Consider the following 15,677-nt stretch of genomic DNA (forward strand, 5'->3'; position numbering starts at 1 on the left):
GGGCTATCATTTCGGGATACCCTCAGATACGGACACCATGCTACCCGAGCAACATACCCGGCTCACCGCCCTTTTGCGCGCCGTCCTGGATACCTTGATCCCGGACCATTCCCTGGAGATCACTCTCGAACGACCGAAAGTCGCCGCCCATGGCGACGTGGCCAGCAATGTGGCCATGCAGGCCGCACGCGCGGCCCGGCGCAATCCGCGCGAGCTGGCCCAGGCGGTCGCAGACGGCGTCCTGTCGCATCCCGATGCGGCCGGACTGATCGCTTCGGCCGAGGTTGCCGGGCCGGGGTTCATCAACTTCCGCCTGTCGGCGGCCGCCCACCAGGCGGTCCTGGACGCCATCCAGGCCCAGGGCGAGCGCTACGGGCATCGTCCCGCCCACGACCAGCGCGTGCTGGTGGAGTTCGTCTCCGCCAACCCCACCGGTCCGCTGCATGTCGGCCATGCGCGCCAAGCCGCGCTGGGCGATTCCATCTGCCGCTTGTTCGCCACGCAGGGCGCCCAGGTTTCGCGCGAGTTCTACTACAACGACGCCGGCAACCAGATCCACAACCTGGCGATCAGCGTCCAGGCGCGGGCGCGCGGCATCGAGCCCGATGACCCGGCCTTTCCCGCCGACGGCTACCGGGGCGAATACATCCAGGACATCGCGCGCGACTACCTCGCCCGCGCCACCGTCCAGGCCAGCGACGGCGACCCCATCCAGGCGTCCGGCGATCTCGACGACCTGGACGCCATCCGGCGGTTCGCCGTCGCCTATCTGCGCCGCGAGCAGGATCTGGATCTGCAGGCCTTCGATCTGCGTTTCGACAACTACTACCTGGAAAGCTCGCTCTATACCAGCGGCCGCGTCGAACGCACCGTCCAGGCCCTGATCGACGCCGGCCACACCTATGAGCTGGACGGCGCGCTGTGGTTGCGCACGACCGGGCTGGGCACCGGCGACGACAAGGACCGCGTCATGCGCAAGTCCGAGGGCGGCTACACCTATTTCGTCCCCGACGTCGCCTACCACGTCGCCAAATGGGAACGCGGCTTCCACCAGGCCATCAACATCCAGGGCACCGACCACCACGGCACCATCGCCCGGGTGCGCGCCGGCCTGCAAGGGCTGGGGCTGGGCATCCCGGCCGACTATCCAGCCTACGTGCTGCACAAGATGGTGCGCGTCATGCGCGACGGCGCCGAAGTCAAGATCTCCAAGCGCGCAGGCAGCTACGTCACGCTGCGCGACCTGATCGACTGGGTCGGGCGCGATGCGGTGCGTTTCTTCCTGGCCCAGCGCCGGGCCGATTCCGAATTCGTCTTCGACATCGACCTGGCCCTGTCGCACAGCGAGGAAAACCCGGTCTATTACATCCAGTACGCGCACGCCCGCATCCACTCGCTGCTGCGCCAGCACGACGCGGGCAGCCAGACGCAGGCGGCAGACCCTTCCTTGCTGACCGCGTCCACTGAAATCTCCCTGCTCCAGCGCCTGGCGGAATACCCGGGCGTGCTCACGCAGGCCGCCCGCGAGCTGGCGCCGCACCAACTGGCTTTCTGGCTGCGCGACTGCGCCGCCGATTTCCACGCCTGGTACAACGCCGAACGCATTCTGGTGGACGACCCCGCTCTGGGCGCCGCCCGCCTGCGCCTGGCCCGCGCCACCGCCCAGGTGATCGCCAACGGCCTGGGCCTGCTTGGGGTCAGCGCCCCGGAGCGCATGTAACGCCATGGCCACACGCAAGAAAAAACCCGCTCGTTCCGGCAGCGCCTGGTTCGGCCTGATCCTCGGCATGGTGCTGGGGGTCGCGGCCGCCGTGGCTGTGGCCTTGTTCGTCACCCAGGCGCCCATGCCCTTCAAGGACAAGGCCAGCCGCAATGCGCCGGCCACGTTGCTGCCGGACGTGAAGAACGCCCCGGACCCGAACATCGCCCTGTACGGCAAAGATGGCCCGGCCGGCACCCGCTCGACCGCCCAGGGCGGCAGCGGCGCCCAGCCGCCCGCTCCTGCGCCCGAACCCGGCCCGGCGCCGGCCGACGGCATCAGCCAGATCATCGCCGGGCTGGACAAGGCCCCGCCCGCACCGCAGACGAGCCTGCCGATTCCTCCACCGCCCCCGCCGCCGCCCGCCGCCCGGCCGGCGCCCGGCACGCAGACCACCTATTACCTGCAGACCGGGGCTTTCCGGTCGAAGGATGAAGCCCAGGCCATGCTGGCCCGGGTCGTGCTGCTGGGCCTGCCGGTGCGCATCGAGGCCGGCGAGTCCAACGGCGCCCCCATCAATCGCGTGCGCGTCGGCCCCTTCAAGGGCATCGATGAAATGAACCGCGCCCGGGCCCGGCTGGGCGACGAGAAGATCGAATCGACGGTCGTCCGTCCCTGAACCCTCTCTCGAAGGAGATTCCATGAAAATCACGCTGTTTTCCCGCCTGCTGCCAGGCCTGGTCCTGGGCCTGGCTGCACTGGCCATGGCGCCTGCGGTCCAGGCGGCACCCTACGATACGCTGGATCCGGTCCAGCCTTCGGACACCCCGGGCAAAGTCGAGGTGCTGGAGTTCTTCTTCTATACCTGCCCGCATTGCGATCGCATTGAGCCGCTGGTCGAGAAATGGCGCAAGACCCTGCCCGACGACGTGGTCTTCAAGAGCGTGCCGGTGGCCTTCAACGCCAGCATGCGCGACATGCAAAAGCTGTACTACACCCTGGAAGCGCTGGATCGCCTGGACCTGCACCCGCAGGTTTTCAAGGCCATCCACGAGCAGGGCAAGGACTTGACCCAGGCCAAGGGGATCATCGACTGGGCCGTCGGGCAGGGGCTGGACCGCCAGGTATTCACCGATACGTTCAATTCCTTCGGCGTGCAGACCAAGGTCGTCCGCGCCGACGAACTGACCAAGTCCTACCGCATAGAAGGCACGCCCACCCTGGCCATCGGCGGCCGCTATCTGACTTCACCCTCGAACACCGGCACCTATCAAGGCGCCATCGACGAGGCCGACAAGCTGGTCAAGCAAGTGCTGGCGAAAAAGAAGTAAGGCGGACCAGAGCTCGCCTCTCACCTTGGCTATTTTGTCCGGCTTCACATGGAGCCGGAATTCACTCGCCAGTACAATCAGGTTGCTGTGAGGCCCCGTTCGGGGTACTCGGAACGAATCCAGGCGATCTGCAATATGCCCGTCAACCTCGACAAGCCGCACCTCTGGAAGACTGACGTGGCAACGTCCGTCGATATGTACAACCGCTGGTTCATAGATTTTGCGCCAGCCGCCTTTCGCGACACGCGTGTCCGAACCACTCTAAGCGTGCAAGAAGCGCTCCGCGCCACCGCCTATCTGACCAACGTTCAACCTGCCCTGCTGCGCCAAAGCCCCGAAATCCTGCCGACACTCCGGATGTCGATGTGCCCTCCACTCGCCGTAGACCGGCTCATCGGCTTATCCGGCGCTTCACCGAACCTCGTCAAATGCATGGAGAAAGAGCAACGGTTGCCGGTGCGAATGTCCAGCGCCAGGGCTGATCATGAGCTTGGAAAGATCGCCGCCGTGATTGAAAGCTTGGCGGACCCAGATATTTTCGTCTGGCTCAACCGCGCGGCGCCAGCCACCAAAGCCGAAACTCATCGAGCAGCGACCATCATCGCCGACAGACTGTGCGGCGCCGTGACGAATCCGATCATCCGAAACGCCCAAGAGCAACGGCAACTTGCCGTGATCCAAGCCTACCTAGAGCAGCACGGCTACAAGTGGCTTCCTCCCGGAGATGGCGCCAGGTTCGACATCATGTCTCCCGGGACGTTCAGCTTCCGAATGAACGTCCCGATCACGCAAACGACCGGCACGCGATCCATCAACATCCCTGTTGATGTCGTCATCATGCCGAAAACGGCAAAGCACGGGGATCTACCGCTGTTCTTCGAGGCAAAATCCGCAGGCGACTTCACCAACACCAACAAGCGTCGTAAAGAAGAAGCGGTCAAGATGGCCCAACTTCGCCATACCTATGGCCCCGACGTGCGCTTCAACCTGTTCTTGTGCGGCTATTTTGATAGCGGCTATCTGGGCTATGAGGCTGCGGAAGGTATCGACTGGGTATGGGAACACCGCATCGACGATCTCGCATTGTTCGGAATATGACCATGATCCGCACAACCGAAACACACGACCTCGTGGAAGACCGGCGCCTGACTCTCCAAACAGAACTCGACCGCCACAAGACCCAGATCGAGCGGAACAAATTTGGTCAATTCGCCACACCCACCCGACTTGCCCAAGAAATACTTGCCTATGGCCTGAGTCTGCTCCCCGAAAACAAAGCGATTCGATTTCTCGACCCGGCGATCGGCACAGGTTCGTTCTATTCAGCCTTGAGAGCAACGCACGGCCAGCGCCCTGTGGCTTGGGCCTGCGGCTTCGAAATCGATCCCCACTATGGCGAGCCAGCCCAAGAATTTTGGAAGACAACGTCTCTTGACCTGACGCTCGCAGACTTCACACGGCAAGAGCCGCCAACGCACGATGAAGCAAAGTCCAACCTGCTCATCTGCAACCCTCCCTATGTGCGACATCATCACATTGATAGCATCGACAAGCGTCGACTGCAAAACGCCGCTCGAGATGCTGCCAACATTGAGGCTTCCGGGCTATCAGGGCTTTATTGCTACTTTTTGGCGTTATCGCACAAATGGATGAGCGAGGGCGGAATCGCTGGATGGCTTATTCCCAGCGAATTCATGGACGTGAACTATGGCAAGGCTCTTAAGGCCTACTTACTGCGAGAAGTTACGCTGCTGCATATCCACCGCTTCGACCCTAACGACGTCCAATTCGATGATGCATTGGTGTCCTCTGCTGTCATCTGGTTCAAAAAACAGAAGCCGCCCGCGAGTCATCAAGTCACATTTTCCTTCGGCGGCACTCTGCGGCAACCCGCACTGATCAGGAAAATCAACACAGACGAACTGGGACGCACAAACAAGTGGTCCAGATACCCCAAACGAGGCGCCGAATCTACGCACACAGGTTACCGACTTGGCGACTTGTTCACCATCAAGCGGGGGCTTGCCACGGGAGACAACAATTTCTTCATTCTGGATGAAAAACGCGCCCTCGAACTTAATATTCCATCACAGTTTTTACGCCCGATATTGCCTAGTGCCCGATATGTGAAAGGCGATGAAATCATGGCCGACAGCCACGGAGTTCCTCTGCTCGAAAAGCGCCTGTTTCTGCTTGATTGCGTCCTGCCAGAACATGAGGTTCAGCACGAACACCCGTCTCTTTGGGCTTATCTTCAAACTGGGCGCGAACAAGTCGCGCAACGCTATCTCTGTCGCTCGCGACGTTACTGGTATGCCCAAGAGCGCCGCCCTGCGGCGCCCATAGTCTGTACCTACATTGGCCGCAGCGACCACGACGGCAAACCCTTTCGTTTTCTGCTGAATCACAGCCAAGCGACGGCAACTAATGTTTATCTCATGCTGTATCCGTCTTCACTGCTGATGAACAGGTTGCAAACCGACCCCACCAAGCTGCGCACACTATGGCATGCACTCAACACTCTTGATCATACTGTGCTGCTGGATAATGGCCGGGTATACGGCGGAGGGATGCACAAGCTGGAACCCCGCGAACTGTCCAACGTGCCGGCTGACGATCTTGCCGCCATGGTCGGACTCAATGGCAAAAACCCTAAGATGCAGATGGAATTTGAAGTAATGACGGCTCCCTGACTCAAGGCCGGGCGTCACTGTCGAACAGGCGGCGCCAGACCCAGCCCAACCCCGCCATGCGGTCGGGGGGCGCGGGCAGCCTGACAATCTCGGGCGCCGCCCTCCAGCGCCCGCCCGCATCCAGGCCGGCAATGTCATAGCGGAAGAAATAGTTCGGTTCCAGGCCCATCCGCAGGTCCGACAAAATCAGCCGGGATTCGCCGTCGCCACGCGGCAGCGTCCGTACCCCGACGAATCCATGCGTAAACCACAGCAGGCGCCGCAACGGCGGCACGGCGGCCAATGGCTCCAGCGCCTTGCGGTCGCTGGGCTGGAAGGTGAACCGCATCTTGCCGCGATCCGCCAGCAGCGAGCGGTCGCCGATCCAATAGCCGTCCGGCGCCATCACGATCACGCGCCACAACAAGGTATTGAACGGCAACGGCGTGGAAAAACGGGGCGCATCCTGCAGACCCATGGCCGCCAGATCGTGCGACGCCACGCGATCCACCCAATATTTGGCCGCCACGCTCCAGGCCAGATAGGCCGAGCTGACCGACACGCCGATCACCAGCCAGCGGCGCGCCGCGGCATCCCGCCGGGCAGCATCCGGGCCTGCGGACGCCCGGCCCGGAGACATTCTCCAGGCGGCGATCACGCAGGCCAGCAGGGGCAGCGTGTACACGGGATCGATGATGAAGATCGATGACCACATCACGGGCGGCATCGGCAAGGGCCACAGCAACTGCGTGCCGTAGACCGTAAAGGCATCGAGCAAAGGATGCGTCAGCAAGGCCAGCCAGATCGCCCCCAGCCAGCGCCGGGGCGCCTCCCTGACCGGGATGCTCCACCGCTTTATGCACCACCACAGCAGCCACCCGACGCCCGTCAGCACCAGGAGCGAATGCGAGGGCCCCCGATGCCACGTCACCTGGGTGACGACATCGCTGCCCGCCCAACTGAACCAGAACACATCGAGGTCCGGCAAAGTCCCCAGGAGACCGCCGGCGACCAGCGCGGCGCGCCGATGCCGCCCGGGCACCGCCAGCGCAGCCACGCTGCTGCCAAGCACAACCTGGGTCAGGGAATCCATGCCGGCCGGCCGCTATCCGCGCGCCGCCGCGAACGCCTGCGCCAGGTCCGCGATCAGGTCGGCGGGGTCTTCCAGCCCGATGTGCAGGCGCAGCACCGTTCCGGCCTTCATGCGCGCATCGGCCACCTCGGCCCAGTAGCCGTGCACGGCCAGGGCGCCGGGCTCGACCTGCGTGACCAGGCTCTCGTAGCCTCCCCAGGAATATCCGATCCCGAACAGCCGCAGGCTGTCGATCAGGCGGCGCACCTGCGCCTCGTCGAAATCCACGGCCACCGACAGCAGGCCATTGGAACCCGTCGCATCGCGCCGCCACAGCGCGTGGCCCGCATCACCCGGCCACGCGGGAAAGAAGATCCGCGACACCTGGGGCTGGGCATCCAGCCAGCGGCAGACTTCCATGGCGTGGCCGGCGCAGGCGCGCAGGCGCACGCCCAGGGTGCGCGCGCCGCGCAGCGCCAGCCAGGCATCGTCGGCGCTGACCGTGTTGCCCAGGGCGTAATGGGTGGCATGCAGCTTGCCGATCAACCCCGGGTCGCGCGCCACGGCCGCGCCCAGCATCAGGTCGGAATGCCCGCCGATATACTTGGTGGCCGCGATCACCGAGACGTCGGCGCCCAGCGCCAGGGGCCGGTAGATGTAGCCGGAACCCCAGGTGTTGTCCACCACGACGGTCAGGCCGTGCTCGTGCGCCCAGCCCGCCAGGGCGGGCAGATCCAGCATTTCCATCAGCAGCGATCCCGGGGATTCCAGGTAGAGCACCCGGGTTTCGGGGCGCAGGGCGGCCTGCAGGGCGGCCAGGTTGCCGCGCACGAAATCCATGGACACGCCCATGCGCGACAGGATGGCCTTGTGCAGATAGCGCACCGGCCCGTAGACGCAATCCACGACCAGGGCATGTTCGCCCTGATCCAGCAGGGCCATCAGCGCCATGCTGATGGCGGCCATGCCCGAGGGCGCCAGAAAGGCCCGGTCGCCGCCTTCCAGGCGGCACAGCATCGTCTCCAGGGCTTCATGGGTCTGCAGGCCGACCCGGCCATAAGTGGGCACACGTTCGCCACGCTGCTTGGCCGCCTGGGCGCGGTCCAGCACGTCCATCGAGGCGAAGCGCACCGTGCTGGTGCGGTAGGAAGGCAGGGCCACCGGCCCGGCGCCGGTGTCGGGATCCAGGGGCGCCTGGCCGATGTGCTGCAGCAGGGTATCGATACGGTCGGAAGCGTGAGAAGTCATGATGGTTGCCATAGAGTCGCCGGCTCGCCGACGGGACGCGCCAGGACGCGAAACCGTCGCGGCGGACGATTTCGCGCCGGGCGAACCCGGGCCGCGCGCAGGCCTAAATTCTCTGGAAGCGGTATACCCCGTCTTCGCCGAGGATGCGCTGCAAGGAACCCTGGAAGTATAGGGCGTGCAGATGGGCGATGGATTCGCCCATGGCAAAGGACAACTGGTGCAGGTCGAGCGTACGGCGGAACAGCACCGGCAGCAGGTCGTGGGCGCTGCGCGGCTGTCCGCAGGCGGCCAGCACCTCGGCCAGGCGCTCGGCGTGGTGCGCCTGCTGCTGGGCGATGCGCCGGTGCAGGCCGCGGAAAGGCCGGCCATGCGAGGGCAGCACCAGGGCATCCCCGGGCAGTTCGTCGTAGCCATGGAGCGATTCCAGGTACAGGCGCAGGGGATCGGATTCCGGCTCCTGGTCGAACACGCTGACGTTGGTGGAAATGCGCGGCAGCACCATGTCGCCCGAAATCAGGACGGCCAGGTCCGGACACCACAACGAGACGTGCTCGGGCGCATGACCGTAGCCGACGATGACCCGCCAGCCGCGGCCGCCGATGGACACTTCCTGGCCGTGCAGCAAGCGGTGGAAGCGCGGCGGCATGTCGGGCACGAGGCGGGCATAGTAATCATGGCGGGCGCGGATCATGTCCTGCGCCTGAGGGTCGACCAGGCCGTGACGCGCGAAATGCCGCACCGCCGCGCCGCCGGCCGGGCCGCTGCCCTCGACCGAGGAATCAGGCACCGACGCGCCCGCCCATAGCCGGGCCAGCGCGTAGTCCGTCATGGACATCCACAGCGGCGCCTGCCAGCGGCCGCACAGCCAGTGGGCCAGGCCGACGTGGTCCGGATGCATGTGGGTCACCAGCACGCGCAGCACCGGCAGGCCGTCCAGCGCCTGCGTGAACACGCGTTCCCAGCAAGCGCGGACTTCGGCTCGATCGATGCCGCAATCGACCACGGTCCAGCCGTCGCGCCCCCCGATCCGGTCGCGAAGCAGCCACAGATTGATGTGGTCCAGGGCGAAGGGCAGCGGCATGCGGATCCAGCGCACGCCATCGGCCACGTCCAGGGCGCAGCCGGCTTCGGGCAGGACATCGCCCCAGGGGTAATCCAGTTCCTGCTCCAACGGATTCATGCCGTGTCTCCATGAAGATGCGGGTTTTCTCTCATCATTATGTCAGAATTCATGCTTTACGTTAACGTAAACGTCATACATAATAGGGATTGATTCCATCCTTCGTTCCGCGCTTTTCCCATGAGCCAAGCCACCTGGACGATTTCCGAGCTTGCCCGCGAATTCGGCATCACGCCGCGCACGATCCGCTTCTACGAGGATCAGGGCATCGTCAGCCCGGCGCGCGAAGGCCGCAACCGCGTCTACGCTCCGCGCGACCGCACGCGGCTCAAGCTCGCCCTGCGCGGGCGGCGGCTGGGGCTGCAACTGGCTGAAATCGTCACCCTGATCGACCTGTACGACCAGGGCGGCGACAGCACCGACGCCCAGTTGCGGCAGTATGCCGAGGTGCTCGCCAGCCACCGCGAAAAACTCGAACGGCAGCGCCGCGATCTGGACGAAACCCTGAAAGAAATCCGCCGCCAGCAGGCCGATTGCGAAGCCCTGCTGCTGGCCCGTCACCCACGACACCAGGAGACCACTCCATGAACCTGCCCGGCCTGAACTTCGATCTCGGCGCCGACCTCGACATGCTGCGCGAGGCGGTCCGCGATTTCGCCCAAGCTGAAATCGCCCCGCGCGCGGCGGCGGCCGACCGCGACGACCAGTTCCCCATGGACCTGTGGCGCAAGTTCGGCGAGCTGGGCCTGCTGGGCGTGACGGTATCCGACGCCTACGGCGGCGCGGGCCTGGGCTACCTGGCGCACATGGTCGCCATGGAGGAAATCTCGCGCGCGAGCGCCTCCATCGCCCTGTCCTACGGCGCGCACTCGAATCTGTGCGTCAACCAGATCCACCGCAACGGCACCGAAGCCCAGAAACAGAAATACCTGCCCGGCCTGATTTCGGGCGAACAGATCGGCGCCCTGGCCATGAGCGAACCCGGCGCGGGCTCGGACGTCGTCAGCATGCGGCTGCGCGCCGAAAAGCGCGGCGACCGCTACGTGCTCAACGGCACCAAGATGTGGATCACCAACGGGCCCGACGCCGACACCCTGGTGGTCTATGCCAAGACCAACCCCGAGGCCCGCCAGCGGGGCATCACCGCCTTCATCGTCGAGAAGACCTTCCCCGGCTTTTCCGTGGCGCAGAAGCTCGACAAGCTGGGCATGCGCGGCTCTCACACCGGCGAACTGGTCTTCCAGGACTGCGAGGTGCCCGCCGAGAATGTGCTGGGCCAGGTCGACGGCGGTGTCAAGGTCCTGATGAGCGGCCTGGACTACGAACGCGCCGTGCTGGCGGCCGGCCCCCTGGGCATCATGCAGGCGGTCATGGATGTGGTCGTGCCCTACGTGCACGAGCGCAAGCAGTTCGGCCAGGCCATTGGCGAGTTCCAGTTGATCCAGGGCAAGCTGGCCGACCTGTACACCACCCTGCAGGCCTGCCGCGCCTACTGCTACGCGGTCGGCAAGAACCTGGACAGCCTGGGCGCCGGCCACGTGCGCCAAGTGCGCAAGGACTGCGCCGGCGTCATCCTGTACTGCGCCGAAAAGGCCACCTGGATGGCCGGCGAGGGCATCCAGATCCTGGGCGGCAACGGCTACATCAACGACTACCCCACCGGCCGCCTGTGGCGCGACGCCAAGCTCTATGAAATCGGCGCCGGAACCAGCGAGATCCGCCGCATGCTGATCGGCCGCGAACTCTTCGGCGAAACCGCCTAGCCCGCTTCGCGAACCGCGCCGCCATGAACGACACCGGCGATCACCGCCACATCGAACCCGTCACGCCCCGGGGCCAGTCCCCGGAGGCGGTGGCGCGCATGATCCTGGCCGGGTTCGACCGCCACTACGCGTTGTTTCGCTACAGCGCGCAACGGGCCAAATCCCTATTCGAGTCGGGCGACTGGCACGGCATCCAGCAACTCTCGCGCGAACGCATCGAGTACTACGACACCCGGGTGCGCGAATGCGCGGCCGCCCTGGGTCAGGCGCTGCGCGGCACGACGCCGGCCCGCACCGCCCCCGACACGGCCCTGACCGACGAGCAGATCGAATTCTGGCAAGCCGCCAAGATCTGCTACATCACGCTGCTGACCGGCCATCGCCAGCCCGAGTGCGCGGAGACCTTCTTCAATTCGGTCTCCTGCCGCATTCTGCACCGCAACTATTTCAACAACGACTTCCTGTTCGTGCGCCCGGCCGTGGCGACCGACTATCTCGATGGCGACCATCCGTCCTACCGGGTCTACTACCCGCTGACCGAGGGCCTGCTGCCCAGCCTGATCCGCATGGCCGCCGATTTCGGTCTGGCCGCGCCCTATCATGACCTGCCGGCCGATGTGCGGCGCATGGCCCGCATGGGCCTGCGCCACCTGCGCCGGACCCTGCCGCGCGGCCAGGGCAAGCGCCTGGCGCCCGATTGCCAGATCCAGGTGCTCAACACCCTGTTCTTCCGCAACAAGGGCGCCTACATCGTCGGACGCCTGATCAACCAGACCGCCATCCATCCATTCGCCGTGGCGCTGCTGCACACCCCGTCGGGCCGCATCCAGTTCGACGCCCTGCTGCACACCAGCGACGACCTGAGCACGCTGTTCAGCTTCACGCGCGCCTACTTCCTGGTCGACATGGAAGCCTCGGCGGCCTACGTTGATTTCCTGTCCTCGCTATTTCCGCGCAAACCCAAGGCCGAGATCTACACCACCATCGGTTTGCAGAAGCAGGGCAAGACCCTGTTCTACCGCGACTTTCTTCACCATCTGTCGCACTCGCGCGACGCCTTCGACTACGCCCCGGGAATCGAGGGCATGGTGATGACGGTGTTCACCCTGCCGTCCTACCCGTATGTGTTCAAGCTGATCCGCGACCGCATCGCCAAGGACGGCATGGACGAGGCCACGGTGCGGCGCAAATACCAGATGGTGAAGAAGCACGACCGCGTCGGCCGCATGGCCGACACCTGGGAATATTCCCAGGTCGCCCTGCCGCGCGCGCGCTTCTCGCCGCGCCTGCTCGAAGGCCTGCGCCGCGAGGTGCCCAGCCTGCTCGAAGAAACCGGCGACCTGGTGGTCCTGCGCCACGTCTACATAGAGCGCCGCATGACGCCGCTGAACATCTTCCTGACCGGCGCCTCCGACACCGCTCTGGAAGCCGCCGTGCAGCAGTACGGCCAGGCCATCCGCGAGTTGGCCGCCGCCAACATCTTCCCCGGAGACATGCTGTACAAGAACTTCGGCGTCACCCGCCTGGGCCGCGTGGTCTTCTACGACTACGACGAAATCCAGCGCATGACGGAAATGCAGTTCCGCCGCATTCCGGCCGCCCCCAACGAAGAAGCCGAGCTGTCCGGCGAACCCTGGTACCCGGTGGGGGCCAACGATGTCTTCCCGGAGGAATTCGAACGGTTCCTGCTGGGCGATGCCCGTGTGCGCGCCGCCTTCATGAAGCACCACGCGCCGCTTTTGGATGCACAATGGTGGCAGGATTGCCGGGCGCGCGCCGCCCAGGGCCGCATCGAAGACATCTTCCCCTACGATCACGCGCGCAGACTGCAGCCGCAGACCGGCCTCGCGCGGCCGAACCCGCCCGAATCACGGGACACCCCCTGAACCAAGGAGCACCTCATGTCCGAGTCCATCGTCATCGTATCCGCCGCCCGCACCCCCATGGGGAGCATGATGGGCAGCCTGTCCGGCCTGGCCGCCCATGAACTGGGCGCCATCGCGATCAAGGCCGCCGTCGAACGCGCAGGCATCCCCGGCGACGCCGTCCAGGAAGTCATCATGGGCAACGTGCTGCAGGCCGGCCAGGGCCAGGCGCCGGCCCGCCAGGCCGCGCTCGGCGCGGGATTGCCCAAGAGCGTCCCGTGCAGCACGCTGCACAAGGTCTGCGGCTCGGGCCTGAAGGCCGTCATGCTGGCCCACGACCTGATCAAGGCCGAATCGGCCGACGTGGTGGTCGCCGGCGGCCAGGAAAGCATGAGCAACGCCCCCTACCTGCTGCTGCGCGGCCGCCAGGGCTACCGCTACGGCCACTCCACGGTCTACGATCACATGGCCCTGGACGGCCTGGAAGACGCCTACCAGCGCGGCACGGCCATGGGCGTGTTCGCCGAAGACTGCGTGTCGAAATACAGCTTCACGCGCGAGCAGCAGGACGATTTCTCGCTGGAATCCCTGAAACGCGCCCGCCAGGCCAGCGAGGATGGCAGCTTCAAATGGGAAATCGCACCGGTGACGATCACCGGCCGCAAGGGCGACACGATCGTGGATACCGACGAAGCCCCCTTCAAGGCCATGCCGGAAAAGATTCCCACCTTGAAGCCCGCCTTCAAGAAAGACGGCACCGTCACGGCGGCCAATTCCTCCTCCATTTCCGACGGCGGCGCGGCGCTGGTCGTGATGCGCGAGTCCAAGGCCCGGGAACTGGGCGCCGCCCCCCTGGCCCGCATCGTGGCCCATACCCAGCACGCCCAGGAACCCGAGTGGTTCACCACCGCGCCGGTGGGCGCCATCCAGAAGCTGCTGGCCAAGACCGGCTGGAAAGCCGAAGACGTGGACCTCTATGAAATCAACGAGGCCTTCGCAGTGGTCACCATGGCCGCGATGAAGGAACTGAACCTGCCGCACGACCGTGTCAACGTCCATGGCGGCGCCACGGCGCTGGGCCACCCCATCGGCGCCTCGGGCGCGCGCCTGCTGGTCACCCTGATCGGCGCCCTGCGCAAGACCGGCGGCAAGCGCGGCATCGCCTCGCTGTGCATCGGCGGCGGCGAGGCCGTGGCCCTGGCCATCGAAATGCCGTAAGCACCCTTCGCAGTCCCCGCAGCCCGGCCGTCACGAGCGACCGGCCTGCGCTTTCCAGGCACCAGAACAGGAACCGACATGCCGGCCATCGAGTCCCGCGTCAACCCGCGATCCCAGGAATTCCAGGACAACGCCCGCGTCATGCGCACGCTGATCGACGATCTGCGTGCGCGCATCGCCCAGACCGCCCAGGGCGGCGGCGAGACGGCCCGGGCCAGGCACCTGGCGCGCGGCAAGCTGCTGCCGCGCGAACGGGTCGAGCGCCTGCTCGACCCCGGCACGCCGTTTCTCGAACTGTCGCCGCTGGCGGCGCTGGACGTCTACGACAACGCCTCGCCCGGCGCCGGCCTGATCACCGGCATCGGCCGGGTGGGCGGCACCGAATGCGTGATCGTCTGCAACGACGCCACGGTCAAGGGAGGCACCTACTATCCCCTCACGGTCAAGAAGCACCTGCGCGCCCAGGAAATCGCCCAGCAGAACCACCTGCCCTGCATCTATCTGGTGGACTCGGGCGGTGCCAACCTGCCCAACCAGGACGAGGTCTTTCCCGACCGCGACCACTTCGGCCGCATCTTCTACAACCAGGCCGTCATGTCGTCCATGGGCATCGCCCAACTGGCCGTGGTGATGGGATCCTGCACCGCCGGGGGCGCCTACGTGCCCGCCATGAGCGACGAATCTATCATCGTGCGCAACCAGGGCACGATTTTCCTGGGCGGCCCGCCCCTGGTCAAGGCCGCGACCGGCGAGGAAGTCTCGGCCGAGGACCTGGGCGGCGGCGACGTGCATACCCGCCTTTCGGGCGTGGCCGACCACCTGGCCGAGAACGACACCCACGCGCTGCGCCTGGCGCGCGACGCGGTGGCCCGGCTCAACCGCCCGGTCCCGCCGGACGCCGGCGCCTGGGCCGAACCCCTGTACGATCCGGCCGAGCTGGACGGCATCATCCCCCAGGACACGCGCAAGCCCTACGACGTGCGCGAAGTCATCGCACGCATCGTGGACGGTTCCGACTTCGAAGAATTCAAGGCGCGCTTCGGCACCACCCTGGTCACGGGCTTTGCCCGGATCTACGGCATGCCCGTGGGCATCATCGCCAACAACGGCATCCTGTTCTCCGAAGCCGCGCAAAAGGGCACGCATTTCATCGAGCTCTGCTGCCAGCGCAACATCCCCCTGGTCTTCCTGCAGAACATCAGCGGCTTCATGGTGGGCCGCAAATACGAAAACGAAGGCATCGCCCGCCACGGCGCCAAGATGGTCACCGCCGTGTCCACCGCCTCGGTGCCGAAATTCACGGTGCTGATCGGCGGGTCCTTCGGCGCCGGCAACTACGGCATGTGCGGCCGCGCCTTCGGGCCGCGCCTGCTGTTCCTGTGGCCCAACGCGCGCATCTCGGTCATGGGCGGCGAACAAGCCGCCAGCGTCCTCGCCACCGTGCGGCGCGACAGCATCGAACGCAAGGGGGGCGCCTGGTCCGCCGACGAGGAAGCCGCCTTCAAGGCTCCCATCCGCGACCAGTACGAGCGCGAAGGCCATCCCTACTATTCCACCGCGCGCCTGTGGGACGACGGCATCATCGCGCCGTCCGACACGCGGCGGGTGCTGGGCCTGGGCCTGGCCGCCGCCCGACACGCGCCTGCCGAAGCCACGCGCTTCGGCGTGTTCAGAATGTAAGGAAACCAC

General features: G+C 65.7%; 13 protein-coding genes. 10 read left to right on the forward strand and 3 right to left on the reverse strand.

Annotated elements, in window-relative coordinates:
- Nucleotides 1–37: 37 nt before the first annotated feature.
- The 5 genes from argS to ABRZ00_RS04810 all read left to right on the forward strand — a co-directional run bounded on the left by argS (nucleotide 38) and on the right by ABRZ00_RS04810 (nucleotide 5,723).
- Nucleotides 38–1,720, forward strand: a complete 1,683-nt coding sequence (gene argS, locus ABRZ00_RS04790; RefSeq protein ID WP_368640941.1) for an arginine--tRNA ligase — start codon at nucleotides 38–40, stop codon at nucleotides 1,718–1,720.
- Nucleotides 1,721–1,724: 4 nt separating this feature from the next.
- The gene (locus tag ABRZ00_RS04795) at nucleotides 1,725–2,378 is read left to right on the forward strand and encodes an SPOR domain-containing protein (RefSeq protein WP_343837570.1); all 654 of its coding nucleotides are present in this window, start codon (nucleotides 1,725–1,727) and stop codon (nucleotides 2,376–2,378) included.
- A 22-nt stretch (nucleotides 2,379–2,400) separates the two neighbouring features.
- A complete protein-coding gene (locus ABRZ00_RS04800; protein ID WP_368640940.1) occupies nucleotides 2,401–3,030 on the forward strand; it encodes a thiol:disulfide interchange protein DsbA/DsbL in 630 nt (209 codons plus the stop codon).
- Between the two features lie 135 nt (nucleotides 3,031–3,165).
- Nucleotides 3,166–4,128: a XamI family restriction endonuclease gene (locus ABRZ00_RS04805; RefSeq protein ID WP_368640939.1), complete on the forward strand. Its 963-nt coding sequence runs from the start codon at nucleotides 3,166–3,168 to the stop codon at nucleotides 4,126–4,128.
- Between the two features lie 2 nt (nucleotides 4,129–4,130).
- Nucleotides 4,131–5,723 (forward strand): Eco57I restriction-modification methylase domain-containing protein, encoded by a 1,593-nt coding sequence (locus ABRZ00_RS04810; RefSeq protein WP_368640938.1) that lies wholly within the window; start codon nucleotides 4,131–4,133, stop codon nucleotides 5,721–5,723.
- A gap of 1 nt (nucleotide 5,724) precedes the next feature.
- Here ABRZ00_RS04810 and ABRZ00_RS04815 read toward each other — a convergent pair whose 3' ends face one another.
- The 3 genes from ABRZ00_RS04815 to ABRZ00_RS04825 all read right to left on the reverse strand — a co-directional run bounded on the left by ABRZ00_RS04815 (nucleotide 5,725) and on the right by ABRZ00_RS04825 (nucleotide 9,202).
- Entirely contained in the window at nucleotides 5,725–6,795 is a 1,071-nt protein-coding gene (locus ABRZ00_RS04815) for a metal-dependent hydrolase (protein WP_368640937.1), read from the reverse strand.
- Nucleotides 6,796–6,807: 12 nt separating this feature from the next.
- Entirely contained in the window at nucleotides 6,808–8,022 is a 1,215-nt protein-coding gene (locus ABRZ00_RS04820) for a PLP-dependent aspartate aminotransferase family protein (protein WP_343837566.1), read from the reverse strand.
- Between the two features lie 103 nt (nucleotides 8,023–8,125).
- Entirely contained in the window at nucleotides 8,126–9,202 is a 1,077-nt protein-coding gene (locus ABRZ00_RS04825; RefSeq protein ID WP_343837564.1) for an MBL fold metallo-hydrolase, read from the reverse strand.
- 120 nt (nucleotides 9,203–9,322) lie between these two features.
- Between ABRZ00_RS04825 and ABRZ00_RS04830 the strand changes: the two genes are divergently transcribed.
- The 5 genes from ABRZ00_RS04830 (at nucleotide 9,323) to ABRZ00_RS04850 (ending at nucleotide 15,668) form a co-directional block, all read left to right on the forward strand.
- Nucleotides 9,323–9,730 carry a MerR family DNA-binding transcriptional regulator gene (locus ABRZ00_RS04830; protein ID WP_343837561.1) on the forward strand — a complete coding sequence of 136 codons (408 nt, stop codon included), beginning with the start codon at nucleotides 9,323–9,325 and terminating at the stop codon, nucleotides 9,728–9,730.
- On the forward strand, nucleotides 9,727–10,905 hold the full coding sequence (locus tag ABRZ00_RS04835) for an isovaleryl-CoA dehydrogenase (protein ID WP_368640936.1): 1,179 nt from the start codon (nucleotides 9,727–9,729) through the stop codon (nucleotides 10,903–10,905). The genes ABRZ00_RS04830 and ABRZ00_RS04835 overlap by 4 nt, the downstream gene beginning before the upstream one ends.
- A gap of 23 nt (nucleotides 10,906–10,928) precedes the next feature.
- Nucleotides 10,929–12,791 carry a bifunctional isocitrate dehydrogenase kinase/phosphatase gene (gene aceK / locus ABRZ00_RS04840; protein WP_368640935.1) on the forward strand — a complete coding sequence of 621 codons (1,863 nt, stop codon included), beginning with the start codon at nucleotides 10,929–10,931 and terminating at the stop codon, nucleotides 12,789–12,791.
- Between the two features lie 15 nt (nucleotides 12,792–12,806).
- Complete coding sequence (locus ABRZ00_RS04845; RefSeq protein WP_368640934.1) at nucleotides 12,807–13,988, forward strand: acetyl-CoA C-acyltransferase; 1,182 nt, start codon at nucleotides 12,807–12,809, stop codon at nucleotides 13,986–13,988.
- Nucleotides 13,989–14,066: 78 nt separating this feature from the next.
- Nucleotides 14,067–15,668, forward strand: a complete 1,602-nt coding sequence (locus ABRZ00_RS04850; protein WP_368640933.1) for a carboxyl transferase domain-containing protein — start codon at nucleotides 14,067–14,069, stop codon at nucleotides 15,666–15,668.
- The last annotated feature ends 9 nt before the right edge of the window (nucleotides 15,669–15,677 follow it).

Origin of the sequence: Castellaniella ginsengisoli (assembly GCF_040955415.1) — a bacterium.
In the GTDB taxonomy this organism is placed as follows: Bacteria; Pseudomonadota; Gammaproteobacteria; order Burkholderiales; family Burkholderiaceae_B; genus Castellaniella; species Castellaniella ginsengisoli.

Coding starts and splice junctions, on each gene's coding strand:
- ABRZ00_RS04815 (WP_368640937.1), bottom strand. CDS start 6,795: ATGGATTCCCTGACCCAGGTTGTGCTTGGCAGCAGCGTGGCTGCGCTG.
- ABRZ00_RS04820 (WP_343837566.1), bottom strand. CDS start 8,022: ATGACTTCTCACGCTTCCGACCGTATCGATACCCTGCTGCAGCACATC.
- ABRZ00_RS04830 (WP_343837561.1), top strand. CDS start 9,323: ATGAGCCAAGCCACCTGGACGATTTCCGAGCTTGCCCGCGAATTCGGC.
- ABRZ00_RS04850 (WP_368640933.1), top strand. CDS start 14,067: ATGCCGGCCATCGAGTCCCGCGTCAACCCGCGATCCCAGGAATTCCAG.
- ABRZ00_RS04835 (WP_368640936.1), top strand. CDS start 9,727: ATGAACCTGCCCGGCCTGAACTTCGATCTCGGCGCCGACCTCGACATG.
- argS (WP_368640941.1), top strand. CDS start 38: ATGCTACCCGAGCAACATACCCGGCTCACCGCCCTTTTGCGCGCCGTC.
- ABRZ00_RS04800 (WP_368640940.1), top strand. CDS start 2,401: ATGAAAATCACGCTGTTTTCCCGCCTGCTGCCAGGCCTGGTCCTGGGC.
- ABRZ00_RS04810 (WP_368640938.1), top strand. CDS start 4,131: ATGATCCGCACAACCGAAACACACGACCTCGTGGAAGACCGGCGCCTG.
- ABRZ00_RS04845 (WP_368640934.1), top strand. CDS start 12,807: ATGTCCGAGTCCATCGTCATCGTATCCGCCGCCCGCACCCCCATGGGG.
- aceK (WP_368640935.1), top strand. CDS start 10,929: ATGAACGACACCGGCGATCACCGCCACATCGAACCCGTCACGCCCCGG.
- ABRZ00_RS04825 (WP_343837564.1), bottom strand. CDS start 9,202: ATGAATCCGTTGGAGCAGGAACTGGATTACCCCTGGGGCGATGTCCTG.
- ABRZ00_RS04795 (WP_343837570.1), top strand. CDS start 1,725: ATGGCCACACGCAAGAAAAAACCCGCTCGTTCCGGCAGCGCCTGGTTC.
- ABRZ00_RS04805 (WP_368640939.1), top strand. CDS start 3,166: ATGCCCGTCAACCTCGACAAGCCGCACCTCTGGAAGACTGACGTGGCA.